The organism is Pseudomonas sp. R76 (genome assembly GCF_009834565.1).
Taxonomy (GTDB): Bacteria; Pseudomonadota; Gammaproteobacteria; order Pseudomonadales; family Pseudomonadaceae; genus Aquipseudomonas.
Map to the genome: position 1 here is coordinate 302,695 of NZ_CP019428.1, position 15,982 is coordinate 318,676.

The following is a 15,982-nucleotide window of genomic DNA, read 5'->3' on the forward strand; positions in this document are numbered from 1 at the left end:
CGGGCTTGCTCGCGAAGGCGGAGTGTCAGTCGATGTATATATCAACTGACAGACTGCATTCGCGAGCAAGCCCGCTCCCACATTGGTTTTGTGGTGTTTACCAGACGCCTATCTGCACCACTTTTTCCGACTCCGGCTCACCATACCGAAACCATTGCCCACGCTGTTCAATCTCTGCGTGGCTGATGGTGGTGCGCCGCTTCAACCCGCGCAGCCATTCGAACAAATACCCCGCGTGCGTCTCGCGCACCGCCGCATACGCCGGATCTTCACACAGGTCATTCAACTCCTGGGGATCATTTTCCAAATCAAACAGCTGCGGGCGAAAGCCGTCATACGCCAGGTATTTCCAGCGCTCGCTGCGCACCATGGTCATGCGGCAGCGGTCGATGGGCTGCTCCAGACGCTCACGGGCCGGGGCCTGGAAGGCGTAGTCGTATTCGGCGATGGCGTAGTTGCGCCAAGTGATCGGTTGGCCATGCAGCAGCGGGATCAGCGAGCGGCCTTCCAAACGGTGGTCGGCATTTGGCAGGCCCAGGGCGTCGAGAAAGGTGGGCAAAGCGTCGATGGTTTCCACCAGGCGTTCGTCCACCGAACCACGGCTGACGTCGGCACTGGCGCGCGGGTCGCGCACGATCAATGGCACGCCCACCGCAGGCTCGAGCAAAAATTCTTTTTCGCCGAGGAAGTGGTCGCCAAGGAAGTCGCCGTGGTCGCTGGTGAACACAATCAGCGTGTCATCCCAACGGCCATTGCTTTGCAGAAAATCAAACAGCCGCCCAAGTTGATCGTCGATCTGTTTGATCAGGCCCATGTAGGTCGGAATCACCGTCAGCCGCACCTCATCACGGGAGAAATTCAGGCTCTCCTGGTGTTGGCGGAAGGCCTGGTACACCGGGTGATCGCTGGCCTGCTGGGGCTGAATCGGCGCCTGGATATGCTCGGTGCGATACAACGCGTGATACGGCGCCGGGGCGATATAGGGCCAGTGCGGCTTGATGTACGACAGGTGCAAACACCACGGGTGCTCGGCCTGCTCGCGGATAAAGTCGATGGCGCGGTCGGTGGTGTAGACGGTTTCCGAATGCTCCTCGGCCACCCGCGCGGGCAGCCCGGCGTTGCGCATGTGCCAGCCGCTGAGTAGTTCACCGCCTTCGCCTTCTGCGGCATTGGCCCATTCATGCCACGGGTTGGTGCCGTCGTAACCTTTCTCACGCAGGTAATGGGTGTAGGGCGCGGACTCGCGTTTGTCCTCGAACAGCGGGCTGTCGGGGTAGATGCCGTCGTGGCGCAAATAGGCGTCGAAGCCGACTTCATTCAGCGGTTCGGCTTGCGCGCTGTCGGGGTCGATGTGCAGGCGCTGCAAGGCTTCCACGTTTGGCGTGGCGTGGGTCTTGCCGACCAGCGCGGTGCGGATGCCGTGGGGGCGCAGGTAGTCGCCAATCGTCAGCTCTTCCAGCGGCAGCGGCACCGCATTCCACGCCACCTGGTGGCTGCTGACATAACGCCCGGTATACGCCGACATCCGCGACGGCCCGCAAATGGTGCCCTGGGTGTAGGCACGGCTGAAGCGCACGCCGGCGGCGGCCAGGCGGTCGATATTGGGCGTGTGCAAATGCGCGTGGCCGTAGCACGACAGGTAATCGCGACGCAGTTGGTCGCACATGATGTAGAGCACATTACGCACAGGTTTTGGTTGGGACATGGGGCTTCACCGAACAGAAGAAAGACCACGGTTTTCGCTGTTCTAAGGTGGCACTGGCAAGTGCATTTGAGGACTGGGTTTCATGCAGAGAATGCATTCCCCTGTGGGAGCTGGCTTGCCTGCGATAGCGCCAGTTCAAACAGCCACATTCTCCAGCGCACACACATCCTCATCCGCCTCATCGATCTGCTTGATCTGCTCAATCATCGCCTCTGCCAACGGCGATAACCGATACCCCGCGCGGCTGACAATGCCGTAGCGGGTGTAGCGCTCCTCCAAGTCCTCGGCCAGCCCGTCAATCTTCAAACACACCAACTCGCCCCGCGCCATGTGCAGCACATCGCTGTTGGCGCTGACGATGCCGATGGCGTCCGAACGCAGCACCACGCCCATCAGGCTGTAGCCGTTTTCGCACTCCACATTCGGTAGGTAATCGGGCCGTCCGCTTAGGTCGACAATGACCTTGCGCAAGTTTGGCGGGCGGATGGTCACGGCCAGCGGATAACTCATCAGCTCGGCGGCGCTCACGCTGTCGCGGTTGGCCAGCGGGTGCCCGGCGCGGCAGCAAAAATACCAGCGCCGCGCGCGCAGGCGGTGGGTGTGGTAGTCCGGGTTGGCTTCAAAATGGCGGGTGTCGGCGACGAAAAATTCAAACTCTTCGCTGAGCAGGCGTTTGCTCAGGCTTTGCCAGTCATCCACTTGGAACTGCACGCGCGCCTTGGGGTAACGCCCGATAAAACTGCCGATGGCACGCGGGATCAGCCCGGCGGCCGGTGCCGGGCCGCAACCGAAGCGCAACTCACCGGCCTCCAGCCCATTGAACTGGCTGATCTCGTTGGCCAATTGCTGCGCGCCGCTGACCAGCCGCCGCGCATGCTCCAGCAGCACCTGGCCTTGTTTGGTCGGCGCCAGGTCTTTGCGACCACGGTCCACCAACTGGCAGCCGGCGCTGTGTTCCAGCGCCTGGATGCTGCGGCTGAACGCCGATTGCGACAGGTTCACGGCCAACGCCGCCGCGACAAAACTGCGTTGTTCAGCGAGGGCGATGAAGTGGCGAAGCTGGCGCAAATCGATATGCATTTTTCACATCAAAAATATCCGGGAAATGCATTGGCTATGCATTAGGTCGACTCCTTATAAAGGCTATCTCTTATGCAGTAAATGTTCGTAAAAACATAAATAAATAACCTTATGGAATATCTAAGTATGGATATTTCCGGGTTTCGGAGCCGCTTATGAGTCTGTTGAAGTCCTTGCCCCTGGCCATGTTGGTGGCCGGCAGCACCAGTTGGTCGCCGACCCAGGCCGCCGAAACACCCGCGCCGGCAAGCAAGGGCGAAAACGCCGGCAGCCAGCTTGAGACCGTCACTGTGACCGCCCGGCGGCGTACCGAAAGCGCCCAGGAAGTGCCCACGCCCATGAGCGTGATCGGCGGCCAGGCGCTGGAGAGTCAGCGGGTTTATCGGATTCAGGATTTGCAGCAGTTGGTGCCCAGCGTCAACGTCGCCTATATGCATGCGCGCCAGTCCAGCGTGTCGATTCGCGGGCTGGGCAACAACCCGGCCAGCGACGGCCTGGAAGGCAGCGTGGGGCTGTACATCGACAACGTGTATCTCGGGCGACCGGGCATGGCGGTGTTTGACTTGATGGACATCGAACAGCTTGAAGTGTTGCGTGGCCCGCAAGGCACGCTGTTCGGCAAAAACACCACCGCTGGGGTGATCAACATCAGCACCCGCGCGCCGAGTTTTACCCCGGAACGCAGCATTGAAACCTCGTTGGGCGAGGACGGTTATTTCCAAACCAAGGGCACGATTTCCGGCCCGCTCACCGATGATTTGGCCGGGCGTTTTTCGGCTTATCGCACGCGCAGTGACGGCGATATCAAAAATGAATACAACGGCCACGATCTCAATGGCGGCTCACGCCAGGGCTTTCGCGGGCAACTGCTGTACAAGCCCAACGAGTCCTTCAACCTGCGCTGGATCGGCGACTACAACGAGGAAGATTCCAGCGCCGGCACCCGCGTGCTCTACAGCACCGGGCCGACCATCAATGGCACCAACCTCTACCAGGCCCGGGCGACGGCGGCGGGCGCGACGCTGGTGGACGGCACCCATCGCAAGGTCAACCTGGACAGCGACCAGCACGTCACCGTGTTCCAGGGCGGCACATCGCTGGAGGCCAACTGGACGCTGCCGAGCGACTTCACCCTGACCTCGGTCAGTTCCTATCGCTGGTGGAATTTCACCCCGCGCAATGACGACGGGCTCAACGTTCCCGCGTCGTACAACGCCGGTGTGTCGGTGGAAGATAAACAGTGGTCCCAGGAATTCCGTCTGGCCTCGCCTACCGGTGGCTTCTTCGACTATGTGCTGGGCGCCTATTACTTCGGCAATTCGCTGGATAACAAATCCTTTGCCTATTACGGGCCCAAGGCGGATATCTGGAACGGCACGCCGACGGGGGCGTTGAACAATGTGAGCAGCGTCGGCAACGGGCACATTCGCACCGACAGTTTTGCCCTGTTCGCCCAAGGCACCTGGCACCTTACCGAGCGCCTGGATTTCACCGCCGGGCTGCGCGGCACCTATGAAGAGAAAAGCGCCTGGGTCACGCGCAATGCGCCGCTGGGTGGCGCGGCAGTGACCGGCGCCGCTGCCACCGCGCGGCGTGGGCGTGCCGGGGTGTATGACTCGGGCGACCTCAGCCAATACAGCGCGACACCCTCGGGGCTGCTGAACCTCAGTTATCACTTCAACGAAAACCTGCTCGGCTACGCCACGCTGTCTCATGGCGAAAAATCCGGTGGGGTTAACCTGGCCGTGGGCTCCGCGCCGACTGCCGGCGCCGACTCGTTGCTGATCGGCACCGAGCGCGCCAACAACGCCGAGCTGGGCTTCAAGAGCACGCTGTGGGATCGCCGCCTGCAGCTCAACGCCAACCTGTTCTGGACCCAGGTCAACGGCTACCAGACCAACGCCTACGACCAGGACAACCGCGTGCAGTACCTGACCAACGCCGGCTCGGTGCGCTCGCGGGGTGTTGAAGTGGAAAGCACGCTGGTGCCGATCAAGGGCCTGACGCTGAACCTCAACGGCTCGTTCAACGACGTGAGTTACCTGTCTTACAAAGATGCGCCGTGCCCACCGGAAGTCAGCCTGCGCCCAGGCGCGCCGGCGTCCTGCGACTTGACCGGCCACCAGGTGGTCGGCGCCTCGAAGTGGATCGCCAACGCCAACGGCGAATACAAGTGGAACCTGGACAACGGCTTCGAACCCTACGTGACTGCCAGCTACGCGTTCCGCTCCAAAGCGGTAGGCACGGTCGAGGATTCCGACTACGGGCAGATTCCCGCCTATGCCGTGGTGAACCTGTCCACCGGCCTGCGCGGCAACTACCAGCAAGGGCAGTGGGACGTGTCGTTGTGGCTGAAAAACGCCTTCGACAAAACCTACTACACCACGCTGTGGACCGGCGGCAATGGCGGCTATGAAGGCCTCTTGGGCACGCCGCGCACCTTAGGCGTGACTGGGCGCTACGACTTCTGACCCAGTGCGATAGGTGGCGGGGCTGAACACCCGCGTCACCACCAGCATCGCCACCGCTGTCACTGTCAGCACCACCCAGGCGCTGACAAAGTTGCCGGTGAGTTCACGCAGCCAGCCGGTCAGCCATGGCGAAACCGCGTTGATCAAAAAGCCCACGCCCTGCACGAAGGCTGCCAGTTGCCCGGCTTGGCGTGGGTCGCGGTGGTGGTCGAGGGTCAGCAACAGGCTCAGGGCAAAACAGGCGCCCAGGCCGAAGCCGCACAACGCTACCCACAGGTGCGGATAGTCCAGCGGCGCGATGATCAGGCCGAGGTAGCCGATGGTTTGCGCCAGCAGGCTGATGCCAAGCAGCGGGCGTCGGTCGATACCGCGTTGCGCCAGCACCGGCATCAACAGCGCGGCGATTACCTGGAAGATGGTCATGAACGCCAGTAGCGAACCACTCGGCAGCACGCCCCAGCCCAGTTGCTGGTAGTACGCAGGCAGCCACGCCACCAGGCTCATGTAGCCGCAATTCACCAAGCCAAAATACAGCGCCAACAGCCAGGCGCGCCGATTGCGCAGGCCTTTGAACGTCGGCATCACGCGGGCGCTTCGGGCCGCACCGAGGGGTAAAAAAGCCCACAGCAGCAACGCGGCCAGCGCCGGCAACAGCCATACGCCGAGCCCCGCCTGCCATTGCTGGAAATACGTGGCCACCAGCGGGCTGAGCAGCGCGGCCAAGCCACCACCGGCCATCAACGAGGCTGAATACACACCCATCGCCACCGGCACGCGTTGATGAAACTCACGCTTGATCATCGCCGGCACCAGCGCCTGGATCAGTGCCACACCGGCACCGCCGAGCAACGCTGTGACCAGCAGCGCCGACGCCTGGCCCATCAGCCAGCGCGCCAGGCACGCCAGCAGAATCATCATCAAGCCCAACGCAATGCCGCGCCGTTCGCCCAGGCGTGCTTCCACGCGCACGCCGATCAGCGCCACCAGGCCCATGCACACCACGGGCAGGCTGGTGAGCAGGGCGCTGCTCTGGAAGCTCAGCCCGGTGGCCTGGCGAATCTCGCCGAGCAACGGGCTGATGGAGCTGAGGATGGGACGTAGGTTGAGGCCGAGCACGACCAGCAGGCCCCAGCCCGCGAGTTTGCTCAGGAATGACGGGTTAAGCGGCATGCATGACCTGCGGGTGCGCAAAAAAGAGGCAGGAAGTATGGCCATACGGCGGGGTATTCTGAAATTAAATATAACCATGCCAGTCAGTGGCAAATGGAATGGTGACGCGCCATGTTCGACCCCGTGTTGTTACGCAGTTTTGTTGCCGTAGTGGACTGTGGCAATTTCACCCGCGCTGCCGAGCGCCTGCACGTGACTCAATCCACCGTGAGCCAGCAGATCCGCCGTCTGGAAGAGGCGGTAGCGTGCCAGTTGCTGGACCGCGAGCAGCGTCGCGTGGTGGCCACCGCCGAGGGCGAGCGCTTGCTGGCCTACGCTCGACGTATCCTCGCGCTGCATGAAGAGGCCGCCGACGTATTGATCAACCAGCAAAGCGACGGCGTACTGCGCCTGGGTGTGCCGGAGGACTTTGCCGCCGAACGCCTGATGCCATTGTTGTCGGCGTTCGTGGCGGCCTTTCCGCGCTTGCGCCTGGAAGTCACCAGCGGCCTTGGGCCGCAATTGCAGCGCCAGTACCGAGCGGGCGAATTCGATGTGCTGCTGGTCAAGCAAATGGGTGACAGCGACGACTGCGTGGCGTCGTGGCCGGAACCCTTGTGCTGGGTGGACAGCCGCAGTACGCCGTCATTGGGGCGCGAGCCGCTGCCCTTGGTGGCGTTTCCGGTGGGCGGGTTGTACCGCAATGAAATGCTGCACCACTTGGAAGTGGGCGGCTGGCATTGGCGCATCGGCTATTCCAGCGCCAGTCTGGCCAGTGTGTGTTCGGCAGTGGCGGCGGGGTTGGGCATCAGTTTGCTGCCGCGACGGGTGGTGCAGGCCGGGCATGTGGTACTCGGTGAAGACAGCGGTTTGCCCAGGGTGCAAGGCGTGCGGCTGGCGTTGTATGGGCGCAGCGGGTTGGGTGCAGCCGGGCAAACGTTGCAACGCCAATTACTTGATTTATGCGCCAACAGCCCAGCGTAAAACGCTCGACAAGCGCCGTTTTTGTGGCGAGGGGCTGGCCACAATCCATGCCTTTTCTGAATATTTTTTATGCCTGAAAAGCATCGAAAAACAGCGCCTTCGTCACAGGCCACGCAGGACGTGGTTTTGGCGCTTCAGGATGTTTCTCATATTCAATTTTGATCTATGTATAACTTTAAAGATTACTTTATGAGATAAGCGTCTGGCCCCGATGATTCAGCCCTCGACGGCCGCTTTGGCAGGCCTGTCGGTTTTTTTGTTTCAAAACCGTAGGGAGTGAATCAATGGGCAATGTCCAGACCGCCGCCAGTGCACCCGAGGCGCAGTGGCGCCAGGCACCGAGTGGTGAGTTGGTCGACCTTGGCCGGCCGCACCGCGCGCCGTTGGGGCAGTTGCGTTTGCAGCAAACCCCGAAGCGCTTCTCGAGCCGCCGCGAAGGCCTTCTGCTGGGCTTGCTGGTGTTGGCGCTGCACGCTGCGGTGATCTATTGGGTGAGCCAGAAGCCGACGCCGGTGCTGCCGATTGTGCCGCCGGAAATCCCGCCGATGACCATCGAATTTTCCCAGCCGGCGCCGCCGGTGGTTGAGCCGCCACCGCCCGTACCGCCACCACCGCCGCCTGTGGTTGAGCCACCGCCGCCGGTGGTGGATGAGTTGGCCGCCAAGCCGGCGCCGCCGAAACCGATTCCAAAACCTAAGCCCAAGCCAATACCGAAGCCCGAGCCCAAGCCCGTACCGAAACCGGTCGAGCAGCCGCCCGCGCCACCTAAGCCCGCGCCACCTGCTCCGCCCGCGCCGGCCGCACCGCCGTCGCCTGCACCGGTTACACCCGCGTCGGCGAACGCCGCGTACCTGAAGAACCCGGCGCCGGAGTACCCGTCACTGGCCCAGCGCCGGGGTTGGGAAGGCACGGTGTTGCTCAGGGTGCATGTGTTGGCCAGCGGCAAACCGGGTGAGATCCAGATCCAGAAAAGCAGCGGGCGCCAGCAACTCGATGACGCCGCACTGGCCGCCGTGAAGCGTTGGAGCTTCGTGCCGGCCAAGCAGGGCGATGTGGCCCAGGACGGCTGGGTCAGCGTACCGATCGATTTCAAGATTCACTAACTATTGCGCTGCGGTGTGTTGCACACGCCGCGACTTGTACAGAGGGAAAACATCATGGCATTAGCATCTCCACTTGAATCCATCGAAAGCGCGGTGATCTGGCTGCTGGTGGTCTTTTCGGTCGCGACCTGGGGCTTCGCCTTGCTCAAGGGCCTGCAGTTCGGTCGCCTCAAGGCCCAGGATCGCAAATTCCACAAACAGTTCTGGGCGGCGTCGAGTCTCGACTCGGCCGCCGAACTGGCCGAAACCCAACCCGGCGCTGCCGCCCGTGTGGCCCAGGCCGGTTATGCCGCAATCCAGGTCGGTGATGCGCCGCACGCAGCGGACTTGAGCCAGGCCATCAACCATCAGGACCGCCTTGAGCGCGCCCTGCGCCAGCAGATCGTGCGGGAACGACGCTCGCTGGAAACCGGCTTGGCCGTGGTCGCCAGTATCGGCAGCACCTCGCCGTTTATCGGCCTGTTCGGCACCGTGTGGGGGATCATGGAAGCGCTGAAGGGGATCAGCGCCGCCGGTTCCGCCAGCCTGGAAACCGTGGCCGGCCCGATTGGTGCGGCGCTGGTGGCCACGGGCGTCGGTATCGCTGTCGCGGTGCCGGCGGTGCTGGTCTACAACTACTTCCTGCGCCGCCTGAAGCTGACGGCTGCCGACCTGGATGACTTTGCCCACGACTTCTACAGCCTGGCGCAGAAGAATTCCTTCCGGGTGTTGCTGCACCCTGCGCTCACCAAAAGCGCGGCCGGCACCCCGCAAAAAGTGAAGGAGGCGTCCTGAGATGGCCTTCTCCACGCAAGACAGTGATGAGGTGCTGAGCGAGATCAACGTCACGCCGTTGGTGGACGTGATGCTGGTGCTGCTGGTGGTGTTTATTGTCACCGCGCCGCTGCTGACCAATTCGATCCCGATCAACCTGCCCAAGACCCAGGCCGTGGCCCCGGTGGAGCAGAAAGACCCGCTGGTGGTGAGCATCGACGGCGCCGGCAAACTGTTTATCAACAAGGACGAAATCCAGCCGGACTTGCTGGAATTCAACCTGCAGTCGGCCAAGGCCAAGGACCCCGATGTGCGGGTGCAACTGCAGGCTGACGATGGAGTTAATTATGGCGAAGTGGCGCGAGCCATGGCGTCTATCGAGCGCGCGGGCATCACCAAGTTGTCGGTGATTACCGCACGTTAGTTTCAAATGCCTCGACAATTTTTTGGCCGTCTCCTTGGCAGGGTGCGGCCTTTTTTTTGCCTGAAATTCCGTTGAAGCTCGATGTGAAATGAGGTCTATGTGGGAGCGGGCTTGCTCGCGAATACGGTGGGTCAGCAGCAGATGCGCTAACTGATATACCGCATTCGCGAGCAAGCCCGCTCCCACATTTTGATCTTCTTCGGTTTTGAATTTTTGGTTATTAATAAATAGCTTCTTATTCCTTAACGAATATAACCCCCGTCCCTATACTGGTCAGCAACGTTAAACGCTGCAGGAGGGCACACCCATGCACAGCGAGTCGATTCGTTATCTGATCGTGCCGGGCTGGCAAGGATCGCCAGAAGATCATTGGCAAAGTCATTGGCAGAACAGCCTGCCCAACAGCGCGCGCGTGGAGCAGGCCGATTGGCTGACGCCACGTCGCGAAGATTGGGTGGCCGCACTGGCCGAGGCCATTGCCGCCGACAGCACGCCTGTCATTCTCATCGCCCATAGCCTGGGCTGCATCACCGTCGCCCATTGGGCGGCCACCGCGCCCGTGCAATTTTTGCGTCAGGTACGTGGCGCCTTGCTGGTGGCCCCGGCGGATGTCGAACGCCCGGCCTGTTCACCGGCCTTGCGCAACTTCGCGCCGATCCCGGCCGACCTGCTGCCATTTCCCAGCCAGGTGGTCAGTTCCGACAACGATAGCGCCGTCAGCGCCTCTCGAGCACTGGAGCTGGCGCGCAATTGGGGTGCCGAAGCCGGCATCCTGTCGGGCGCCGGCCACATCAATGTGAAGTCCGGCCACCAGCGTTGGGAGCAGGGTTTCGCCTACCTTTATCGCCTGCAAAACCGCCTTGAGCATCACGCCCGGCGCAGTGCCTAAATTCTTTTCAACGCCCCGTCCCTGAGTGGATTTGGGGCGGGAGCCTGCCATGAGTCATGAAACCTTCGGCCAGCCACTGCTGACCTTCCCCGACGCCGAAAAAAGCCCGCTGAGCATCCGCGCCAAGGCACTGGTGTTTGTCGACCCGCGCTCGCGCCAACTGCGTGAACAGCTTGAAAACCTGGCGCCGCGTGCGTTGCCCGTGTTGATTCGCGGTGAGACCGGTAGCGGTAAAGAGCTGCTGGCGCGGCATATCCACCGTGGCAGCGACCGCACCGGGTTGTTTGTCTCGGTCAACTGCGGTGCGATCAGCCCCACTTACGCCGATGCCGAACTGTTCGGCTACGCAGCCGGCAGCCACAGCGGCGCGGCGAGCAGCCGGGCGGGGTGGTTTGGTTCGGCCAACGGCGGCACCTTGTACCTGGATGAGATCGGCGACTTGCCGCTGCCGATTCAGGTGAAATTGCTCGCCGCCCTGGAGAACCATGAAGTCACCCGCGTTGGCGCCCATCAGCCCAGCCCGGTAGACGTGCGCCTGGTCGCCGCCACCAGCATCGACCTGGCCCAGGCCGTGGCAGCGGGCAAGTTTCATGAGCGGCTGTTCCATTATTTGAGCGAAGGCCAGCTCGACCTGCCGGCGTTGCGCGAGCGGGTCGGCGACATCCTGTCCCTGGCCGAATACTTTCTCGGCATCTACAGCCAGCGCCTGGACCTGCCGGTGCCGCTGATCAGCGACGCCGCCCAGCGCGTGCTGGAACACCACAGCTGGCCGGGCAATACCCGCGAGCTGGAAAACGTTATTCACTTTGCGCTGCTGGTCAGCAGTGGCGATGAAATTTTGCCCGAGCACCTGAACCTGCCGTCGGCGGGCTCGCCGCTGGCGCAAGTGCAGCGGATTTACGCCAGTGCCAGCGCCGCCGAGCGGCAAGCCTTGCTCAGCTTTCTAGATGAACAGCGGCTACATGAACAAAATGGAATATCAAAGTGAATAAAAGATACTGTTCGGGAATAAAAAATCTAGGTATTGTCCATCCCACGCCGCGATAGCACTTCGCTGGCACACCATAAAAAACGGTCGTCAGAGACGCCCCGGAATTTCGATAAGGACACTGCATGAAAAAGGTTCTGTTGTTTACCGCACTGGCGGCTGCCCTGACTGCAAGCTTCGCCCAGGCCAACGAGAAACTGGTGGTTGCCGCAACCCCGATCCCGCACGCCGAGATCCTTGAGCTGGTGAAACCGACCCTGGCCAAAGAAGGCGTGGACCTGGAGATCAAGGTCTTCACCGACTATGTACAACCCAACACGCAGGTTGCCGAGAAGCGCCTGGACGCCAACTACTTCCAGACCCTGCCGTACCTGGAAAACTTCAACAAGGGCAAGGGCACCAACCTGGTCACTGTGATCGGTGTGCATGTTGAGCCAATCGGCGGTTACTCGAAGAAGATCAAGAACATTTCCGAGCTTAAAGATGGCGCCACCGTGGCCATCCCGAACGAAGGCTCCAACGCCGGCCGTGCCCTGTTGCTGCTGCAAAAGAACGGTCTGATTACGCTGAAAGACCCGACCAATGCACTGGCTACGCCAAAAGACATCGCCAGCAACCCGAAAAACCTTAAATTCAAAGAGCTGGAATCGGCGCTGCTGCCACGTGTGCTGGATCAGGTTGACCTGGATGTGATCAACACAAACTACGCGCTGGAAGCTGGCCTGAACCCAGCCAAAGACGCGCTGATCATCGAAGATGCCAAGTCGCCGTACGTGAACTTCCTGGTGGCCCGCCCGGATAACAAGGACAGCGACGCTATCCAGAAACTGGCCAAGGCGCTGACCAGCCCGGAAGTTAAAGCTTTCATCGAGAAGAAGTACAACGGCGCGGTAGTGCCTGCGTTCTGATGTAACCAAAACCCCCTTCAAGGTTTGAACGCCGACGGCTACTACAGCGTCGGCGTTTTTTTTGATCGTTCCCACGCTCCGCGTGGGAATGCTTCCTGTGACGCTCTGCGTCACGCTTTTAAACTGTGGGAGCTGGCTTGCCTGCGATAGCGGTTTGTCAACTGCGGATGTGCTGGCCGATGTATCGCTATCGCAGGCAAGCCAGCTCCCACATTGAGCAGCGGTGTGTCAGATAGGACGGCTATTAATCGCCCGACGCAACGCCACCAACCACTTCACCAGCTCCTGCGGATCAATCGGTTTCGCTTCGTTCATTTTCTCATTCCTTCGAAAAAACAGCTTTCCTGCGACCTCAAGACCATAGCCGCCAGCGGCCAAACCCGCGAACCCTGCGGTTATCTTTTTGCGTGATATCAATATGCCATTTGGGTATTTAAATTTTGCTTTTTATACCTTTAAAGTTCGCGCTACCCGGCGTTACCCACGTCGGCTCGTACTGCGCTCGCTGCATTACCCTTGCGGCGTCATGGACTCAAGATGACCTTCGATTTCGCTTTTATCCTCAGCACCTTGCCGGCGTTTCTCAAAGCCGTGGGGGTGACGCTGCAAGTGGGCCTGATCGCCATTGCCACCTCGCTGCTGGTGGCGCTGATCAACGCGGCGCTGCTGGTGTTTCGCACGCCTTACCTGTCGCGCCTGGTGGCGCTGTATGTGGAGTTGGCGCGCAACACGCCGCTGCTGATCCAACTGTTCTTCGTGTACTTCGCCTTGCCGGCCCTGGGGTTCAATATCTCCGGGTTCTGGGCGGCGATTATCACCATGACCTTTCTCGGCGGCGCCTACCTCACCGAAGTGCTGCGCGCCGGTGTGGAAGCGGTGCCGCTGGCGCAGATCGAGTCGGGCAAGTCCATCGGCCTGTCCGACTGGCAACTGCTGCGCCACGTGATCTTGCCCCAGGCCGGGATCCTCAGCCTGCCGGCGCTGTTCGCCAATTTCATCTTCCTGCTCAAGGAGACCACCGTGGTCTCCGCCGTGGCGGTGCCGGAGATTCTCTACACCACCAAAAGCTACATCGCGCTCTACTACAAAACCTACGAAATGCTCGCCGTGCTGACGCTGATCTGCGTGCTGTTGTTCTTGCCGCTGTCGCTGCTGCTCAGCCGCCTGGAAAGGAGGCTCCAGCATGGCCAGTTCGGGTCTTGAGTTGTTGTGGGTGTCGTTGCCGCAACTGGGCAAGGGCGCTGCGCAAACCCTGTCGATTTCATTTTTGAGCATCGCCTTCAGCACCGTTGGTGGCGTGTTGTACGGCGTGCTGCGCACGCTGAATAACACGCTGATCAACGCGGTGTTGCGGGTGTACCTGGAGCTGTTCCGGGCAATTCCGGTGCTGGTGTGGTTGTACCTGCTGTTTTTCGGTTTGCCGATTTTCTTCGGCCTGAGCATTCCGAGTTTCTGGTGCGCGGTGCTGGTGCTGTCGCTGTGGGGTGCCAGCGAGGTCGGCGAAGTGGTACGCGGCGCGTTGCATTCGCTGCCACGTGGCCAGCGCGAGGCCGGTTTGTCGATCGGCTTGTCCGACCCGCAGCTGTACGGCTACGTGCTGCTGCCCCAAGCCCTCAAGCGCATGACGCCGCCGACCATCAACGTCTACACGCGGATCATCAAGACCAGCTCGCTGGCGGTGCTGATCGGCGTGGTGGACGTGATCAAGGTCGGCCAGCAAATCATCGAACGCACCTATGAGTCGGTACTGATCTACGGCGTGCTGTTCCTGTTTTTCTTCTTTATCTGCTACCCGTTGTCGGCCGCCTCCAAGGTGCTGGAACGGCGCTGGGCCCAAGCATGAGCGCATTGATCGAGTTCCAGGGTTTCAACAAATTCTTTGGCGAGCAACAGGTGCTCAAGGGCATCGACCTGAGCGTGCAAAGCGGCGAAGTGGTGGTGATCCTCGGCCCCAGCGGCTGTGGCAAAAGCACTTTGCTGCGCTGTCTCAACGGCCTGGAAGTCGCGCACAGCGGCAGCCTGCGTTTTGCCGGCAAAGAGCTGCTGGATAAAAACACCGACTGGCGCCAGGTGCGTCAGGACGTGGGCATGGTGTTCCAGAGTTATCACCTGTTCCCGCACATGAGTGTGCTCGACAACATCCTGCTCGGCCCGCTGAAAGTGCAAAAACGCGAGCCCCGCGAAGCCCGCGCCCAAGCGGAAAAACTCCTCGAACGTGTGGGCCTGGCCGACAAGCGCGACGCCTTCCCGCGTCAGCTGTCCGGCGGTCAGCAGCAACGCATCGCCATCGTTCGTTCGCTGTGCATGAACCCGCAAGTGATGCTGTTTGACGAAGTCACCGCCGCCCTCGACCCGGAAATGGTCAAGGAAGTGCTGGAGGTGATTCAGGGCCTGGCCCGCGATTGCATGACCTTGTTGATCGTCACCCATGAAATGGCCTTCGCCCGCGCCGTCGCCGACCGCGTGGTGTTTATGGAGGCCGGTCGCATCCTCGAACACAACACCCCCGAAGAATTCTTTACGAACCCGCAAACCGCACGCGCGCAGCAGTTCCTGGAGAAGTTCTCCTTTGTTTCAACACTGCCCAAGAAAGCCAAGGAACTGGAGCTGATATGAAAAAGTTACTGCTGCCACTGTTTGCCGTCGCCTTACTCGCCGGCTGCGATAAAAAGGCCGAAGAGCCTGCCAAGCCTGCGGCTGCCGCGGCGAGCTACATCGACAAGATCAAGGCGCGCGACAAGCTGATCGTCGGCGTATTCACCGACAAGCCGCCGTTCGGCTTTGTGAACGAAGCCGGTCGCTATGTCGGCTTCGATACCGACATCGGCCGCCAATTCGCCAAGGATTTGCTGGGCGATGAAAACAAGGTCGAATTCGTCGCGGTCGAGCCGGCCAGCCGGATTCCGTTTCTGCAGAGCGACAAGGTCGACCTGATCCTCGCCAACATGACCGTGACGCCGGAGCGCAAGGAAGCGGTGGACTTCACCAACCCCAACCTGAAAGTGGCGGTGCAGGCCCTGGTGCCTAAAGACAGCGCGGTGAAAAGCCTGGATGACCTGGCCACCCGCACTACCATCGTCACCACCGGCACCACCGCCGATATCTGGCTGACCAAAAACCACCCGGATTGGAAACTGCTCAAGTTCGAGAAAAACTCCGAGTCGCTGCAAGCGCTGTCGGCTGGTCGTGGTGACGCGTATGCGCAGGACAACCTGGTGCTGTTCAGCTGGGCCAAGCAGAACCCTGGCTACCGCGTGCTGGAAGAAAAACTCGGTGATGAAGCGCCGATTGCGCCCGCGGTGAAAAAGGGCAACATCGAACTGCGTGACTGGGTGAATGCCGAGTTGGCGAAGCTGGGTGAAGAGAAGTTCTTGCTCAAGCTGTATGACCAATATGTGCGTAAAGAGCTGAGCGATGACACCAAGCCTGAGAGTGTGATTGTTGAAGGCGGCAAGTGGCAGGGTTGATCCTGCGCTGACTGCCACACCGCTATCGCAGGCAAGCCAGCTCCCACAGGGAAATGCATTC

General features: G+C 61.0%; 15 protein-coding genes. 12 read left to right on the forward strand and 3 right to left on the reverse strand.

The window, feature by feature from the left end:
- Nucleotides 1–97: 97 nt before the first annotated feature.
- Both PspR76_RS01305 and PspR76_RS01310 read right to left on the reverse strand, forming a co-directional pair.
- Nucleotides 98–1,705, reverse strand: a complete 1,608-nt coding sequence (locus PspR76_RS01305) for an alkaline phosphatase family protein (RefSeq protein ID WP_159953627.1) — start codon at nucleotides 1,703–1,705, stop codon at nucleotides 98–100.
- Between the two features lie 135 nt (nucleotides 1,706–1,840).
- The gene (locus tag PspR76_RS01310) at nucleotides 1,841–2,785 is read right to left on the reverse strand and encodes a LysR family transcriptional regulator (RefSeq protein ID WP_159953628.1); all 945 of its coding nucleotides are present in this window, start codon (nucleotides 2,783–2,785) and stop codon (nucleotides 1,841–1,843) included.
- A gap of 155 nt (nucleotides 2,786–2,940) precedes the next feature.
- On the opposite strand from PspR76_RS01310, the gene PspR76_RS01315 reads away from it, so the two are divergent.
- A complete protein-coding gene (locus PspR76_RS01315; RefSeq protein ID WP_159953629.1) occupies nucleotides 2,941–5,256 on the forward strand; it encodes a TonB-dependent receptor in 2,316 nt (771 codons plus the stop codon).
- On the opposite strand, the gene PspR76_RS01320 is transcribed toward PspR76_RS01315, so the two are convergent.
- Nucleotides 5,227–6,426: a CynX/NimT family MFS transporter gene (locus PspR76_RS01320; protein ID WP_159953630.1), complete on the reverse strand. Its 1,200-nt coding sequence runs from the start codon at nucleotides 6,424–6,426 to the stop codon at nucleotides 5,227–5,229. The genes PspR76_RS01315 and PspR76_RS01320 overlap by 30 nt on opposite strands.
- 111 nt (nucleotides 6,427–6,537) lie before the next feature.
- On the opposite strand from PspR76_RS01320, the gene PspR76_RS01325 reads away from it, so the two are divergent.
- The 11 genes from PspR76_RS01325 (at nucleotide 6,538) to PspR76_RS01375 (ending at nucleotide 15,921) form a co-directional block, all read left to right on the forward strand.
- Entirely contained in the window at nucleotides 6,538–7,389 is an 852-nt protein-coding gene (locus PspR76_RS01325; RefSeq protein WP_159953631.1) for a LysR family transcriptional regulator, read from the forward strand.
- Nucleotides 7,390–7,673: 284 nt separating this feature from the next.
- The gene (locus tag PspR76_RS01330; protein ID WP_159953632.1) at nucleotides 7,674–8,492 is read left to right on the forward strand and encodes an energy transducer TonB; all 819 of its coding nucleotides are present in this window, start codon (nucleotides 7,674–7,676) and stop codon (nucleotides 8,490–8,492) included.
- A 51-nt stretch (nucleotides 8,493–8,543) separates the two neighbouring features.
- A complete protein-coding gene (locus PspR76_RS01335; RefSeq protein WP_159961287.1) occupies nucleotides 8,544–9,266 on the forward strand; it encodes a MotA/TolQ/ExbB proton channel family protein in 723 nt (240 codons plus the stop codon).
- Nucleotide 9,267: 1 nt separating this feature from the next.
- A complete protein-coding gene (locus tag PspR76_RS01340) occupies nucleotides 9,268–9,669 on the forward strand; it encodes an ExbD/TolR family protein (protein ID WP_005783751.1) in 402 nt (133 codons plus the stop codon).
- Nucleotides 9,670–9,976: 307 nt separating this feature from the next.
- On the forward strand, nucleotides 9,977–10,558 hold the full coding sequence (locus tag PspR76_RS01345; RefSeq protein WP_159953633.1) for an alpha/beta hydrolase: 582 nt from the start codon (nucleotides 9,977–9,979) through the stop codon (nucleotides 10,556–10,558).
- A gap of 49 nt (nucleotides 10,559–10,607) precedes the next feature.
- Entirely contained in the window at nucleotides 10,608–11,546 is a 939-nt protein-coding gene (locus tag PspR76_RS01350; protein ID WP_159953634.1) for a sigma 54-interacting transcriptional regulator, read from the forward strand.
- Between the two features lie 125 nt (nucleotides 11,547–11,671).
- Nucleotides 11,672–12,454, forward strand: a complete 783-nt coding sequence (locus PspR76_RS01355) for a MetQ/NlpA family ABC transporter substrate-binding protein (protein WP_056858158.1) — start codon at nucleotides 11,672–11,674, stop codon at nucleotides 12,452–12,454.
- 537 nt (nucleotides 12,455–12,991) lie between these two features.
- Nucleotides 12,992–13,657, forward strand: coding sequence for an amino acid ABC transporter permease (locus PspR76_RS01360; protein WP_003187615.1), 666 nt, complete (start codon nucleotides 12,992–12,994; stop codon nucleotides 13,655–13,657).
- On the forward strand, nucleotides 13,638–14,297 hold the full coding sequence (locus PspR76_RS01365) for an amino acid ABC transporter permease (protein ID WP_032884905.1): 660 nt from the start codon (nucleotides 13,638–13,640) through the stop codon (nucleotides 14,295–14,297). The genes PspR76_RS01360 and PspR76_RS01365 overlap by 20 nt, the downstream gene beginning before the upstream one ends.
- Nucleotides 14,294–15,070: an amino acid ABC transporter ATP-binding protein gene (locus PspR76_RS01370; RefSeq protein ID WP_159953635.1), complete on the forward strand. Its 777-nt coding sequence runs from the start codon at nucleotides 14,294–14,296 to the stop codon at nucleotides 15,068–15,070. The genes PspR76_RS01365 and PspR76_RS01370 overlap by 4 nt, the downstream gene beginning before the upstream one ends.
- The gene (locus tag PspR76_RS01375; protein WP_159953636.1) at nucleotides 15,067–15,921 is read left to right on the forward strand and encodes a transporter substrate-binding domain-containing protein; all 855 of its coding nucleotides are present in this window, start codon (nucleotides 15,067–15,069) and stop codon (nucleotides 15,919–15,921) included. The genes PspR76_RS01370 and PspR76_RS01375 overlap by 4 nt, the downstream gene beginning before the upstream one ends.
- The last annotated feature ends 61 nt before the right edge of the window (nucleotides 15,922–15,982 follow it).